Source organism: Pseudomonas guariconensis, from assembly GCF_900102675.1.
Classification (GTDB): Bacteria; Pseudomonadota; Gammaproteobacteria; order Pseudomonadales; family Pseudomonadaceae; genus Aquipseudomonas; species Aquipseudomonas guariconensis.
In genome coordinates, this window is record NZ_FMYX01000001.1 from 427,969 (window position 1) to 441,547 (window position 13,579).

Consider the following 13,579-nt stretch of genomic DNA (forward strand, 5'->3'; position numbering starts at 1 on the left):
TGTCGGAGCGCTAGGCTTTGCCTGGCACCGGCTGCGCCGGTGTTCGCGGGTAAACCCGCTCCTGCAGGGATCACCGCCAATCCTGTGGGGGTGGGTTTACCCGCGAATTGGCCAGCGCAGGCTCGCGAGACAACGGCTTCTGCACGCCTGCGACGTCTCTGCATGTCAGCGCACCGCCTTGATCGCCAGCACATTGCACAACGGATGCTCCACCACATGGGCGGTGGTGCCGCCGAGGAAGGTCTGCATCGCATCGTGACGATGGCTGCCCATGACGATCACGTCGATTCGGCTATGGCTGACGAACTGGGCAATCGCGCGCGTGGCCGGCCCCTCCAGAAAGTGTCGACGCTCAAGATCGATCTGATGGTGATCGCCCAGACGGTTGAAAGCGGCGCGTTGGGCCGTGCGCACGCTACCGTCAAAGCCTGGCATGGTCACCGTGCCGGCGCCGAAGTCGGCGATGTGGGTCTTGGCCGCGTCGCACACATGCAGCAGGTGCAGTTCGGCGTTGCACTGCAGGGCCAGGGCATGGGCGCAGCGGATGACCTGTTCATCCAGATGCTCGCCTGCGCCATGGCAGTTCAGATCGACCGCGGCGGCGATCTGCCGGGGCAGGGGCAGACGGATGTCGCTGACCAGGTGCACGGCGACAGGGCTGTCCTTGAGCAGTTGCCAGTCCAACGGCGTCACCAGCAGGCGCTTGAGCACCGGTTCGTGCTGAACGTCCTTGATCAAAAGATCGCATCCCAGGCGCTCCACTTGTTCCAGCACACTGCCCAGCGGGTCGCGAGTCAGTAGCAGCTCGGTGGACACATCCAGCCCGGCGTTGCGCAGCTGTTCGACTTCGTCGGCCAGCCACTGGCGGTTGTGCTCGAGCAGCCGCTCACGCTCGCGGGTATCGCTCATCAAGCCAAAGGTGTCGACATCGTCAACGAACACGTTGATATCCAGCAGTGCGCCGCTGGATTCGGCCAGCGCCGCGGCCCTCTGTAGGGCGGGTGTGTGGCGCATCTGCGGGCCGAGCATCACGAACAATCGCTTGAACTGGCTCATCTCATACCTCCACGTGTGGCGGCCCCCAAACCGCCCGTGCCGGTTTACGCGCCAAGCGGCGCCCAAGTTCCTTTCTCAGTCTAGACCTTGGTGGCTGGTAGGCCTTGTGTCGATGCCTCCGGTGCCCGGCGACTGGGGTATGATGCGAGCCTTTTCTCCTACATCGAGGCCCGATCCATGTCCCTGAGCGTTGAACAGATTGGCGAATTCCGCGCCTTCGCCGAGCAGTTGGCCGATGCCGCCGCTGCGGCGATAAAGCCGTATTTCCGTGCAAGCCTGGACGTCGAGGACAAGGGCGGACGCCTGTACGACCCGGTCACCGTGGCCGACAAGGCCGCCGAAGAGGCCATGCGTGAGCTGATCCAGGCGCGTTATCCGGCCCATGGCATCCTCGGTGAAGAGCAAGGTGTGGCCAAGGGCAGCAGCCCATTGACCTGGGTGCTCGACCCGATCGACGGCACTCGCGCATTCATCACCGGCCTGCCGCTGTGGGGCACGCTGATCGCCCTGAACGACGGCGAACGTCCGGTGGTCGGGGTGATGAACCAGCCGTTCACCGGCGAGCGCTTCGTCGGCACCCCGGAGGGCGCCTGGCGCAGCGGCACGCCGCTCAAGACCCGCGCTTGCGTCGACCTGGCATCGGCGACCTTGATGTGTACCACTCCGGACATGTTCGACACGCCCGCGCGCAAGGCGGCCTTCGAGGCGGTTGCCGGCAAGGCGCGGCTGATGCGTTATGGCGGTGACTGCTACGCCTACTGCATGCTGGCGTCGGGCTTTGTCGATGTCATCGTCGAAGCCAGCCTGCAGCCGTATGACGTGCAGGCGCTGATGCCGATCATCGAGGGCGCAGGCGGTGTGATCACTGCCTGGGATGGCACCTCGGCGCAGGATGGCGGTTGCGTGGTGGCTTGTGGCGATCCGGCGTTGCATGCCCAGGTTATCGAGATGCTGCGTCACGCCATGTGATCGCTTCGCGGGTGAACCCTCCACGGGGTGCTGCGGCGCTTTCAACAACGCGGCAGTCCCTGTAGAGCGGGATTACCCGCGAACAGGCCATTGCAAGCAACACAAGACAGGTGCTGCCACGGCGCAGCGCTGTCTTTGAGTCTGCTGTTTGGCCTGTGAAGCGTCCCAGCACTACAAGCGTTTCGCTTACCCGCCGCACTTTTCTCCATTTGCACGCTCTATCGATGGCCAGGCTGAGCCGATGCCCGACCCAGCCGTTGATCCCAGACCCCGGTGCCGATGGTTGTTTCACTGCCCAGACTTTTATCCCGCCTGCTCCTGGCTGGCGCCCTGACGGCCCTGTGCGCCTGCACCCAGGAGCAGGGGCGCGATGTCCTCACCCAGCTCGGTGACGGCAAGCCCAGCGAGCTGTTCCAGACCAGTGTCGACCGCATGGCGACGATTGCCATGCGTGACAACCTGCAGAGCCTGTACTTGCTGATGAACAAGCTCTACCAGCGCAATCCCAACCAGTGGAAGCAATCGGGCTACCTCGACGCCGCTACCGCCGAGCGCCAGATCCGCCTGGCCATCGAGCAGCGCCAACCCTTGGCACAGCTTGGCAATCGGCGCGACCTGGCGGCCTTGAGCTACGCCTTGAGCCCGGAATTTCGCGGCGACCGGGTCGGCGCCTTCATCTATGCCATCGGCAGCATGCTGATCACCGCTCATGGCGGGCGCACCGAGTTCTACATGACCGACACCATCGACCCGCTGTTCGTCAACAACGCCGCCCGCAACATCGAGAAGGCCACCTGGATGCTGAGCCAGCGCCAGGACGCCAATGGCGTATTGTTGCTGTTTTCCAATGAAATCTCCGAAGAGGGCAGCAACCTGAGCTTTGCCGTGGAGTTCGGCAAGATCGTCGCGCGGTTGGACCTGTTGGCCCAGATGCTTGACGAACGCTACCGGCGGATCGGTCTGAACTATGCGCAAAGCTTGCTGTTGCTGAACTTCCTGCCGGTGCAGTAGCCGGCCTCTGAAGTCGACAAGGTCTGGCAACCTTTCGGGGGCGGGTTTACCCGCGTAGCGCTGTGCGATAAACGAACACGTCTCGCTTGCGGGACGTTCGCTATCCGCACGTCGTTTGCTTAAGTCGCATTGCCCAAGGTCCCGCTTTTTGCTTAGTGTGTGGCGAGCACCACGCCGGTGGTCGCCTGCCTCCATGTTCCCTCCACCGGCTCGATAGACTGACCGTGAATGACCGCAACCACTGGCCCCAGTGCCCGTAGGACGCGGCGACCAGAACAATAACGAAGCCGAGTGCCTTGCCTATGGAAAGCCGCCTGTTGAGCGAGCGCAGCAGCGTGTTTCATCGCGCCGATCCTTATGTCGTGTCCGACTACGTCAACCGGCACGTGGGCCAGCACTGCATCGGCCTGTCCCGCACCACCCATCCCCAATCGAGCCTCAGCCACCGCAAGATGGCCGAGCTCGACCTGTGCCGCATCAGCTACGGCGGCAGCGTCAGGGTCACATCGCCGGCGCTGGAGACCATTTATCACCTGCAGATCCTGCTCAACGGCAATTGCCTGTGGCGAGGGCACCAGCGCGAGCATTACCTGGTGCCGGGCGAACTGCTGCTGATCAACCCGGACGAACCGGTGGACCTGACCTACTCGGAGGACTGCGAGAAGTTCATCCTCAAGGTGCCCACCCATCTGCTCGATTCGATCTGCGAGGAGCAACGCTGGCAGCGGCCCAGCGGCGGGGTGCGTTTCTTGCGCAACCACTACCGGCTGGAAGAACTCGACGGCTTCGTCAACCTGCTGTCGATGGTGTGCCATGAAGCCGAGGTGAGCGATTCGCTGCCCAGGGTACAGGGCCATTACAGCCAGATCGTCGCCAGCAAGCTGCTGACGCTGATGAGCACCAATGTCCAGCGCGAACCCTTGGGCGCGGCGGGTGCGAGCCTGGAGCGCATCCTCGAGCACATCGACCGCAACCTCAAGCACGAACTCACCGCCGAAGGCCTGGCCGAGCAGGCCTGCATGAGCCTGCGCTCGTTGTATGCGTTGTTCGACCGGCACCTGGGCACCACGCCCAAGCAGTACATCCGCCAGCGCAAGCTCGAGCAGGTGCATGCCTGCCTGCGCGACGCCAGCTGTTCGGTCCGCAATGTCACCGAACTGGCGATGGACTATGGCTTCCTGCACCTCGGTCGGTTCTCCGAGCACTACCGGCAGCGCTTTGGCGAGCTGCCATCGGAGACTCTCAAGCGCCGCAACTGACCTGTGCTCGCGGGCTTGCCCGCGATTGCGCAAGCCCTGCACCCTCCGCACCGATCTGCCTGCACAAACTGGATAGCACTCTGCACGATCCGGATATTGCCCCCGCCGCCCAATCCCTAACCTGACCTGGCCTGAACAATAACAATGGAGACCCTGGCCATGTCCCTGGGATTCGACTACGTCAATGCCATGCTCGAGGACGATCGGGAAAAAGGTGTCTACCGCTGCAAGCGGGAGATGTTCACCGACCCGCGCCTGTTCGACCTGGAGATGAAACACATCTTCGAGGGCAACTGGATCTACCTGGCTCACGAAAGCCAGATTCCCGAGAAGAACGACTTCCTCACCCTGACCATGGGGCGCCAGCCGATCTTCATCGCGCGCAACAAGGACGGTGAGCTCAATGCCTTCCTCAATGCCTGCAGCCACCGCGGCGCCATGCTCTGCCGTCACAAGCGCGGCAACCGCTCAAGCTACACTTGCCCGTTCCACGGCTGGACCTTCAACAACAGCGGCAAGCTGCTCAAGGTCAAGGATCCGGCCAACGCCGGCTATCCCGACAGTTTCAACTGCGACGGCTCCCACGACCTGACCAAGGTCGCCCGCTTCGAGTCCTACCGTGGCTTCCTGTTCGGCAGCCTCAACGCGGACGTCAAACCGTTGAGTGAGCACCTGGGTGAGTCGGCCAAGATCATCGACATGATCGTCGACCAGTCCCCCGAAGGCCTGGAAGTGCTGCGCGGCTCGAGCTCCTACATCTATGAAGGCAACTGGAAGCTCACCGCCGAAAACGGTGCCGACGGCTACCACGTCAGCTCCGTGCACTGGAACTACGCCGCCACCCAGAACCAGCGCAAGCAGCGCGAGGCCGGGGAAGAGATCAAGACCATGAGCGCCGGCGCCTGGGCCAAGCAGGGTGGGGGGTTCTACTCCTTCGACCATGGCCACCTGCTGCTGTGGACCCGCTGGGCCAACCCTGAGGACCGTCCGGCCTACGAGCGCCGCGAGCAGCTGGCCGCCGATTTCGGCCAGGCCCGCGCCGACTGGATGATCGAGAACTCGCGCAACCTGTGCCTGTACCCCAACGTTTACCTGATGGATCAGTTCAGCTCGCAGATTCGTGTCGCCCGGCCGATTTCGGTGAACAAGACCGAGATCACCATCTACTGCATTGCGCCCAAGGGCGAAAGCGCCGAGGCGCGGGCTAAGCGCATCCGCCAGTACGAGGACTTCTTCAACGTCAGTGGCATGGCCACCCCGGACGATCTGGAAGAGTTCCGCTCCTGCCAGACCGGCTACGGCGCGGGCACCGGCTGGAACGACATGTCCCGGGGCGCGACTCATTGGGTGGAGGGCGCCGACGAGGCGGCCAAAGAAATCGAACTCAAGCCGTTGCTCTCGGGCGTGCGCACCGAGGATGAAGGCCTGTTCGTGCTGCAGCACAAGTATTGGCAGGACACCATGCTCAAGGCATTGGAGCAGGAACAGCGATTGATCCCCGTGGAGGCCGTGCAATGAGCATTTACGAGACCGTGCGCGACTTTCTCTACCGCGAAGCGCGCTACCTGGACGATGCCCAGTGGGACCAATGGCTGGAGCTGTACGCCGCCGATGCGACTTTCTGGATGCCTTCCTGGGACGATGACGACACGCTCACCGAAGACCCGCAGAGTGAAATCTCGCTGATCTGGTACGGCAACCGTGGCGGTCTTGAGGACCGGGTGTTCCGCATCAAGACCGAGCGCTCCAGCGCCACGGTGCCCGACACCCGCACCTCGCACAACATCAGCAACATCGAGATCGTCGAGCAGGGCGATGGCCAATGCCAGGTGCGCTTCAACTGGCACACCTTGAGCTTTCGCTACAAGACCACCGACAGCTATTTCGGCACCAGCTTCTACACCCTCGATCTGCGCGGCGAGCAGCCGCTGATCCTGGCCAAGAAGGTGGTCCTGAAGAACGACTACGTCCGTCAGGTCATCGACATCTACCACATCTGATTCCAGGTCACGGCGAGGGCCGTTCGGGGTGCCGCAAGGCGCGCCGCGGCCAGGCTCGCCCCGGAGGTACGCCATGAGCTTCCAGATCGCACTGAATTTCGAAGACGGGGTCACCCGTTTCATCCAGGCCGACGGCCACGAAACCGTCGCCGATGCCGCCTACCGCCAAGGCATCAACATCCCGCTGGACTGCCGCGACGGTGCCTGTGGCACCTGCAAGTGCCAGGCCGAGGCCGGGCGCTACGACTTGGGCGACAACTTCATCGAAGACGCCCTGAACGAGGACGAGATCGCCCAGGGTTATGTCCTGACCTGTCAGATGCGTGCGTTGAGCGAATGCGTGATCCGCGTTCCGGCGTCCTCGCAGCTGTGCAAGACCGAGCAGGCCAGCTTCGAGGCCACCATCGCCGATGTGCGGCAGTTGTCCGAAAGCACCATTGCCTTGTCGATCAAGGGCGAGGCGTTGAACCGTCTGGCGTTCCTGCCGGGGCAGTACGTCAACCTCAAGGTGCCGGGCAGCGAACAGACCCGCGCCTACTCGTTCAGTTCGCTGCAAAAGGACGGCGAGGTCAGTTTCCTGATCCGCAATGTGCCGGGTGGCCTGATGAGCAGTTTCCTCACGAGCCTAGCCAAGGCGGGCGACCAGATGACCCTGGCCGGCCCTCTGGGCAGCTTCTACCTGCGCCCGATCCAGCGGCCTCTGTTGCTGCTGGCCGGTGGCACCGGCCTGGCACCGTTCACGGCGATGCTGGAGAAGATCGCCGAGCAGGGCAGCGAGCACCCGCTGCATCTGATCTACGGGGTCACCAACGACTTCGACCTGGTCGAGCTGGACCGCCTGCAGGCCTTCGCCGCGCAGATTCCCAACTTCACCTTCAGCGCCTGCGTGGCCAACCCCGACAGCCAGTACCCACAAAAGGGTTACGTGACCCAGCACATCGACCCACGCCACCTCAATGACGGCGACGTGGACGTGTACCTGTGCGGGCCGCCACCGATGGTCGAGGCGGTCAGCCAGTACATCCGCGAGCAAGGCATCACGCCGGCGAACTTCTACTACGAGAAGTTCGCGGCGGCGGCCTGAGGTTTCACGGGGCTGCCCGCATCGTGCGGGTGAGGGCGGCCCCCTTTTTATTTCGTCCGCGAACGCTGTGGCAGCGGCGCATCGGAGAAGTGCAGATGAACAACAGATTCCAAGGCAAGGTCGCCCTGGTCACCGGCGCCGCCCAAGGCATCGGCCGTGGCGTGTGCTGGCGGCTCAAGGCCGAGGGCGCCCAGGTGGTTGCGGTGGACCGCTCCGAGCTGGTCCACGAGCTGGCCGGGGAGGGCGTGCTGACCCTCATCGCCGATCTGGAGCAGCACACTGACTGCGCCCAGGTGATGGCTGAGGCCGTGGCGACCTTCGGCCGTCTCGACATCCTGATCAACAACGTCGGCGGGACCATCTGGGCCAAGCCGTTCGAGCACTACGCGGTCGAGCAGATCGAGGCCGAAGTGCGGCGCTCGCTGTTCCCGACCCTGTGGTGCTGTCATGCGGCGCTGCCGTACATGCTCGAGCGCGGCAGCGGCGCCATCGTCAACGTTTCCTCCATTGCCACCCGTGGCGTCAACCGCGTGCCCTATGGCGCAGCCAAAGGCGGCGTCAACGCGCTGACCGCCTGCCTGGCGTTCGAAACCGCCGGCCGTGGGGTGCGCGTCAATGCCACCGCTCCGGGCGGCACCGAGGCGCCACCGCGGCGCATCCCGCGTAACAGCACCGAGCAGAGCGAGCAGGAAAAGGCCTGGTACCAGCAGATCGTCGACCAGACCGTCGCCAGCAGCCTGATGAAGCGCTACGGAACCATCGACGAGCAGGTCGGCGCGATCCTGTTCCTGGCCTCCGACGAGGCCTCCTACATCACCGGCGTCACGTTGCCGGTCGGTGGTGGCGATCTCGGCTGAGATTGCCTGCGGCAAGGTTTTCTTCACACAACAAAAACAACAGAGATAGATGCCATGCGAACCCTCGACGTCCAAGCGATCATCGACAACGCACGCTTCACGCCCTTTCACTGGATGGTCATGGCCTGGTGCGGCCTGCTGCTGATCTTCGACGGCTATGACCTGTTCATTTACGGCGTGGTCCTGCCGGTCATCATGAAAGAGTGGGGCCTGACCCCGTTGCAGGCCGGTGCTCTGGGCAGCTATGCGCTGTTCGGCATGATGTTCGGCGCCCTGGCGTTCGGCAGCCTGGCCGACCGCATCGGCCGCAAGAAAGGCATTGCCCTGTGCTTTGCGCTGTTTTCCGGGGCGACCATCCTCAATGGCTTTGCCAGCAGCCCTGGCGAATTCGGTATCTACCGCTTTATCGCCGGGCTCGGCTGCGGCGGGCTGATGCCCAACGCCGTGGCGCTAATGAACGAATACGCGCCCAAGCGCCTGCGCAGCACCCTGGTGGCGGTCATGTTCAGCGGGTACTCCCTGGGCGGCATGCTCTCGGCAGGCGTCGGCATCTACTTGCTGCCGCGCTTTGGCTGGGAGTCGATGTTCTTTGCCGCAGCGCTGCCGCTGCTGCTGTTGCCGGTGATCCTCTACTACCTGCCGGAGTCCATCGGCTTTCTGGTGCGCCAGGGCCGCGTGAAGGACGCACGTGCGCTGCTCAAGCGTGTGGATCCTGACTGCGATGTGCAGACGGACGATGTACTGCAGGTCTCGGAGCGCAAGGCCAAGGGCGCTTCAGTGGCGGCGTTGTTCCGCGAGGGCCTGGCGGTGCGCACCCTGGCGCTGTGGCTGGCGTTCTTCTGCTGTCTGCTGATGGTGTATGCGCTGAGCTCCTGGCTGCCAAAGCTGATGGCCAATGCCGGCTACAGCCTGGGCTCGAGCCTGTCGTTCCTACTGGCGCTGAACTTTGGTGGCATGGCCGGGGCGATCTTCGGTGGTTGGCTGGGGGACCGCTACAACCTGGTCAAGGTCAAGGTGGCGTTCTTCTTGGCTGCGGCCTTGTCCATCAGTCTTCTGGGCGTGAACAGCCCAATGCCGGTGCTTTATGGGCTGATCTTCATCGCCGGCGCCACCACCATCGGCACGCAGATCCTGCTGTATGCCGGCGCCGCCCAGCTTTACGGCCTGTCGGTGCGCTCCACGGGGCTGGGCTGGGCGTCGGGTATCGGCCGCAATGGCGCCATTGTCGGCCCGCTGTTGGGGGGTGCGCTGATGGGCATCAACCTGCCGCTGCAATTGAACTTCATCGCATTTGCCATCCCTGGTGCCATTGCCGCGCTGGCCATGGCCGTGCACCTGGCCAGCGGCCGGCGCCACGGCCTGACCGCGCCTGCCCAGGCCTGACCGTTCACTGACGCAACTGGAGGCCTTGCATGACAAGCCCGACTATCGACCGGCTGGAGGCGATCATCGTCGACCTGCCGACCATCCGCCCGCACAAGCTGGCGATGCATACGATGCAGCAGCAGACCTTGGTGATCCTGCGCCTGCGCTGCAGCGACGGCGTGGAGGGCATCGGCGAGGCCACCACCATCGGCGGGCTGGCCTACGGCTACGAAAGCCCCGAAGGCATCAAGGCCAACATCGACGCGCACCTGGCACCGGCGTTGATCGGCCTGCCGGCAGACAACATCAACGCCGCCATGCTCAAGCTCGACAAGCTGGCCAAGGGCAACACCTTTGCTAAATCCGGCATCGAGAGCGCGTTGCTCGACGCCCAGGGCAAACGCCTGGGGCTGCCGGTCAGCGAACTGCTCGGCGGGCGGGTGCGCGACAGCCTGGAAGTGGCCTGGACCCTGGCCAGCGGCGACACCGCACGCGACATCGCCGAGGCCGAGCACATGCTCGAGGCACGTCGCCACCGGGTGTTCAAGCTCAAGATCGGCGCCAACCCGGTGGAGCAGGACCTCAAGCACGTGGTGGCAATCAAGCGTGCCCTGGGCGAGCGGGCCAGCGTGCGGGTCGACGTCAACCAGTACTGGGACGAGTCCCAGGCCATCCGCGCCTGCCAGGTGCTGGGCGACAACGGTATCGATCTGATCGAGCAGCCGATCTCGCGTATCAACCGCGCCGGCCAGGTCCGCCTGAACCAGCGCAGCCCGGCGCCGATTATGGCCGATGAGTCGATCGAAAGCGTCGAGGATGCGTTCAGCCTGGCCGCCGACGGCGCCGCCAGCATCTTCGCCCTGAAGATCGCCAAGAACGGTGGCCCACGCGCCGTGCTGCGCACCGCGCAGATCGCCGAAGCCGCCGGTATCGCCCTGTATGGCGGAACCATGCTCGAAGGCGCGATCGGTACCCTGGCCTCGGCCCACGCGTTCCTCACCCTGCGCCAGATCACCTGGGGCACCGAACTGTTCGGGCCGTTGCTGCTGACCGAGGAAATCGTCACCCAGGCGCCGGAGTACCGCGACTTCCAGTTGCATGTGCCGCGCACCCCGGGCCTGGGCCTGACCCTGGACGAAGCCCGCCTGGCGCGCTTCGCCCGCCGCTGAAAAAGCGCACGACCCTGTGGGTGCGGCTTAAGCCGCGAAGCAGACAACGCGGTGGATGGCACCGGCTGTGCCGGTGTTCGCGGCTAAAGCCGCGCCCGCAACGACTTAACCAGACTCAAGGAGAATCCCATGCTGTTCCACGTGAAGATGACCGTGAAGCTGCCGGTCGACATGGACCCGGCCAAGGCCGCGCAACTCAAGGCCGATGAAAGGGAACTGGCCCAGCGTCTGCAACGCGAGGGCACCTGGCGCCATTTGTGGCGTATTGCCGGCCACTACGCCAACTACAGCGTATTCGACGTGCCCAGCGTCGAGGCCCTGCACGACACCCTGATGCAACTGCCGCTGTTTCCCTACATGGACATCGAGGTCGACGGCCTGTGCCGCCACCCCTCGTCGATCCACAGCGACGATCGCTGATTCGAACCCTTGCACAAGAACAAGATGAGGTACGCACCATGACCGTGAAGATTTCCCACACTGCCGATATCCAGAAGTTCTTCGAAGAAGCGGCCGGCTTCGGTAACGATGATGGCAGCCCGCGCATCAAGCGCATCATCCAGCGCGTGCTGCAGGATACCGCGCGCCTGATCGAGGACCTGGAGATCACCGAGGACGAGTTCTGGCTCGCCGTCGACTACCTCAACCGCCTGGGCGGGCGAGGCGAGGCCGGGCTGCTGGTGGCAGGCCTGGGTCTTGAGCATTTCCTCGACCTGCTGCAAGACGCCAAGGACGCCCAGGCCGGCTTGACCGGGGGCACCCCGCGCACCATCGAAGGCCCGCTGTATGTCGCCGGTGCGCCTATTGCTGAAGGCGAAGTGCGCATGGACGACGGTAGCGAGGAGGGCGTGGCCACGGTGATGTTCCTCGAAGGCCAGGTGCTCGACCCGAACGGCCAGCCGGTGGCCGGCGCCACGGTCGATTTGTGGCATGCCAACACCCGCGGCACCTACTCGTTCTTCGACCAGAGCCAGTCGCAGTACAACCTGCGCCGGCGCATCGTCACCGACGCCCAGGGCCGCTACCGCGCACGCAGCATCGTGCCTTCGGGCTACGGCTGCGACCCGCAGGGCCCGACCCAGGAATGCCTGGACTTGCTCGGCCGCCACGGCCAGCGCCCGGCGCACATCCACTTCTTCATTTCTGCGCCGGGCCATCGCCACCTGACCACCCAGATCAACCTGGCCGGTGACCAGTACCTGTGGGACGACTTCGCCTACGCCACCCGTGATGGGCTGGTCGGCGAGATCAAGTTCCGCGAGGACGGCGCGCGGGGTGTACAGGGGCGGTATGCCGAGCTCACGTTCGATTTCCAACTGCAGAAGGCTGTGGACAGCGAGGCAGAGCAGCGCAGCGGACGGCCGCGGGCATTGCAGCAGGGCTGATACCCCGAGGTGTCCCCTTCGCGGGTAAACCCGCTCCCACAGGGACGGTGGGCGGGCTTACTCGTGAAGAACGCATCGCACACGCAACGCCAGCCTGCGATGCAGTCAACACAAAACAAGTGCCAGCCATCAAGGCCGGCCAGCGCTTGCGAGAGGTCCCATGAAAGACCTGTTCAAGGATTGCTCCGTGTCGGCCATCGTCGCCGGCATGATCGCAACGATGATTTCCTATGCCGGGCCACTGGTCATCATCTTCCATGCCGCCGAGGCAGCCGGCTTGCCCCACGCGGTGCTGTCCTCATGGGTCTGGGCGGTGTCCATGGGCAGCGCGCTGCTGGGGGCGCTGCTGAGCCTGCGCTATCGGGTGCCGGTGGTGATCGCCTGGTCGATCCCGGGCTCGGCGCTGCTGGTCACCGCCTTGCCGCAGTTGGGCCTGGGACAGGCCATCGGCGCCTACCTGGTGGCGAACCTGGTGTTGCTGGTGATCGGCATCAGCGGCGCCTTCGACCGCATCATCGCTCGCCTGCCAGGCTCCATTGCCGCCGGCATGCAGGCTGGGATTCTGTTCAGTTTCGGGGCCGAGGTGTTCCGCGCGTTACCGGCACAGCCAATGTTGGTGCTGGCGATGTTCGCCACCTATGTGCTGATGCGCGCGCGCCAGCCGCGCTATGCGGTGGCGATGGTGCTGCTGGTCGGTGCGCTTGTCACGCTATTGAGCGGGCAGTTTCGCAGTGATGCGTTGGTGCTGGAGCTGGCCTCGCCACGCTTGATCGCACCGCAGTTCAGTGTTGCAGCCCTGTTCAGCCTGGCGCTGCCCATGGTGCTGGTGGCCCTGACCGGGCAGTTCATGCCGGGCATGGCGGTACTGCGCAATGCCGGTTACAGCGTGCCGGCGAGCCCGCTGATCAGCGCCAGTGCCGTAGGGGGGGCGTTGCTCGCGCCCTTTGGCTGCCATGGACTGAACCTTGCGGCGGTCACCGCGAGCCTGTGCACCGGGCGCGAAGCCCATGAGGACCCACGCAGGCGCTATGTGGCGGCAGTATCCGGCAGCGTGCTGTACCTGCTGCTGGGTATCGCCGGCGCTACCTTGATGTCGCTGTTCGCGGCCTTTCCCGCCGCGCTCATTGCCGCGCTGGCAGGCCTGGCCTTGTACGGCGCGATCAGTGAGGCCCTGGTCAGGAGCCTGTCCGAACCGGGCGAACGCGACGCGGGGTTGTTCACTTTCCTGGTGACGGCCTCCGGTGTGTCCTACCTGGGGTTGTCGGCGCCGTTCTGGGGTTTGTTGTTCGGTCTTGCCGCCCACGTCTTGCCACGCCTGCGTCGCCCCCTTGTTCAAGCGGCCTTGCGCCGCGCCCGCTGAAGAGGAGAGGCATAACTCAAGACCCACGCGTTCCCAGCGCTTTACCCATAAAAACAAGATCAAA

Annotated in this window: 13 protein-coding genes; 12 read left to right on the plus strand and 1 reads right to left on the minus strand. The window is 64.4% G+C overall.

Translation table 11 applies throughout. From position 1 onward, the window contains the following. Positions 1-165 precede the first annotated feature (165 nt). Positions 166-1,056, minus strand: coding sequence for a universal stress protein (locus BLS27_RS01855; RefSeq protein ID WP_043210780.1), 891 nt, complete (start codon positions 1,054-1,056; stop codon positions 166-168). A gap of 177 nt (positions 1,057-1,233) precedes the next feature. Between BLS27_RS01855 and hisN the strand changes: the two genes are divergently transcribed. The 12 genes from hisN (at position 1,234) to BLS27_RS01915 (ending at position 13,515) form a co-directional block, all read left to right on the plus strand. Beyond that, a complete protein-coding gene (hisN, locus tag BLS27_RS01860) occupies positions 1,234-2,025 on the plus strand; it encodes a histidinol-phosphatase (RefSeq protein WP_090342712.1) in 792 nt (263 codons plus the stop codon). 279 nt (positions 2,026-2,304) lie between these two features. Next, complete coding sequence (locus BLS27_RS01865; protein WP_043210784.1) at positions 2,305-3,036, plus strand: hypothetical protein; 732 nt, start codon at positions 2,305-2,307, stop codon at positions 3,034-3,036. A gap of 302 nt (positions 3,037-3,338) precedes the next feature. Further along, positions 3,339-4,295, plus strand: coding sequence for a helix-turn-helix transcriptional regulator (locus BLS27_RS01870; RefSeq protein WP_043210786.1), 957 nt, complete (start codon positions 3,339-3,341; stop codon positions 4,293-4,295). A gap of 159 nt (positions 4,296-4,454) precedes the next feature. Beyond that, a complete protein-coding gene (gene benA / locus BLS27_RS01875; RefSeq protein WP_043210865.1) occupies positions 4,455-5,813 on the plus strand; it encodes a benzoate 1,2-dioxygenase large subunit in 1,359 nt (452 codons plus the stop codon). After that, entirely contained in the window at positions 5,810-6,295 is a 486-nt protein-coding gene (benB, locus tag BLS27_RS01880) for a benzoate 1,2-dioxygenase small subunit (protein ID WP_043210788.1), read from the plus strand. Before benA ends, benB begins: the two co-directional genes overlap by 4 nt. Before the next feature lie 73 nt (positions 6,296-6,368). Further along, a complete protein-coding gene (gene benC, locus BLS27_RS01885) occupies positions 6,369-7,379 on the plus strand; it encodes a benzoate 1,2-dioxygenase electron transfer component BenC (RefSeq protein WP_043210792.1) in 1,011 nt (336 codons plus the stop codon). Between the two features lie 95 nt (positions 7,380-7,474). Next, positions 7,475-8,236 carry a 1,6-dihydroxycyclohexa-2,4-diene-1-carboxylate dehydrogenase gene (locus BLS27_RS01890; RefSeq protein ID WP_043210794.1) on the plus strand — a complete coding sequence of 254 codons (762 nt, stop codon included), beginning with the start codon at positions 7,475-7,477 and terminating at the stop codon, positions 8,234-8,236. A gap of 54 nt (positions 8,237-8,290) precedes the next feature. Further along, positions 8,291-9,619, plus strand: a complete 1,329-nt coding sequence (locus BLS27_RS01895; protein WP_090342715.1) for an MFS transporter — start codon at positions 8,291-8,293, stop codon at positions 9,617-9,619. A 29-nt stretch (positions 9,620-9,648) separates the two neighbouring features. Beyond that, a complete protein-coding gene (locus tag BLS27_RS01900) occupies positions 9,649-10,770 on the plus strand; it encodes a muconate cycloisomerase family protein (RefSeq protein ID WP_090342718.1) in 1,122 nt (373 codons plus the stop codon). A 129-nt stretch (positions 10,771-10,899) separates the two neighbouring features. Beyond that, complete coding sequence (catC, locus tag BLS27_RS01905) at positions 10,900-11,190, plus strand: muconolactone Delta-isomerase (RefSeq protein ID WP_043210800.1); 291 nt, start codon at positions 10,900-10,902, stop codon at positions 11,188-11,190. A gap of 38 nt (positions 11,191-11,228) precedes the next feature. Then, positions 11,229-12,155, plus strand: a complete 927-nt coding sequence (catA, locus tag BLS27_RS01910) for a catechol 1,2-dioxygenase (protein ID WP_043210803.1) — start codon at positions 11,229-11,231, stop codon at positions 12,153-12,155. 160 nt (positions 12,156-12,315) lie between these two features. Beyond that, a complete protein-coding gene (locus tag BLS27_RS01915) occupies positions 12,316-13,515 on the plus strand; it encodes a benzoate/H(+) symporter BenE family transporter (RefSeq protein ID WP_090342721.1) in 1,200 nt (399 codons plus the stop codon). Positions 13,516-13,579: the final 64 nt, after the last annotated feature.

Bases quoted from the DNA above. Each gene is read 5' to 3' on its own strand.
- BLS27_RS01855 (WP_043210780.1), bottom strand. From the start codon at position 1,056: ATGAGCCAGTTCAAGCGATTGTTCGTGATGCTCGGCCCGCAGATGCGC.
- hisN (WP_090342712.1), top strand. From the start codon at position 1,234: ATGTCCCTGAGCGTTGAACAGATTGGCGAATTCCGCGCCTTCGCCGAG.
- BLS27_RS01865 (WP_043210784.1), top strand. From the start codon at position 2,305: ATGGTTGTTTCACTGCCCAGACTTTTATCCCGCCTGCTCCTGGCTGGC.
- BLS27_RS01870 (WP_043210786.1), top strand. From the start codon at position 3,339: ATGGAAAGCCGCCTGTTGAGCGAGCGCAGCAGCGTGTTTCATCGCGCC.
- benA (WP_043210865.1), top strand. From the start codon at position 4,455: ATGTCCCTGGGATTCGACTACGTCAATGCCATGCTCGAGGACGATCGG.
- benB (WP_043210788.1), top strand. From the start codon at position 5,810: ATGAGCATTTACGAGACCGTGCGCGACTTTCTCTACCGCGAAGCGCGC.
- benC (WP_043210792.1), top strand. From the start codon at position 6,369: ATGAGCTTCCAGATCGCACTGAATTTCGAAGACGGGGTCACCCGTTTC.
- BLS27_RS01890 (WP_043210794.1), top strand. From the start codon at position 7,475: ATGAACAACAGATTCCAAGGCAAGGTCGCCCTGGTCACCGGCGCCGCC.
- BLS27_RS01895 (WP_090342715.1), top strand. From the start codon at position 8,291: ATGCGAACCCTCGACGTCCAAGCGATCATCGACAACGCACGCTTCACG.
- BLS27_RS01900 (WP_090342718.1), top strand. From the start codon at position 9,649: ATGACAAGCCCGACTATCGACCGGCTGGAGGCGATCATCGTCGACCTG.
- catC (WP_043210800.1), top strand. From the start codon at position 10,900: ATGCTGTTCCACGTGAAGATGACCGTGAAGCTGCCGGTCGACATGGAC.
- catA (WP_043210803.1), top strand. From the start codon at position 11,229: ATGACCGTGAAGATTTCCCACACTGCCGATATCCAGAAGTTCTTCGAA.
- BLS27_RS01915 (WP_090342721.1), top strand. From the start codon at position 12,316: ATGAAAGACCTGTTCAAGGATTGCTCCGTGTCGGCCATCGTCGCCGGC.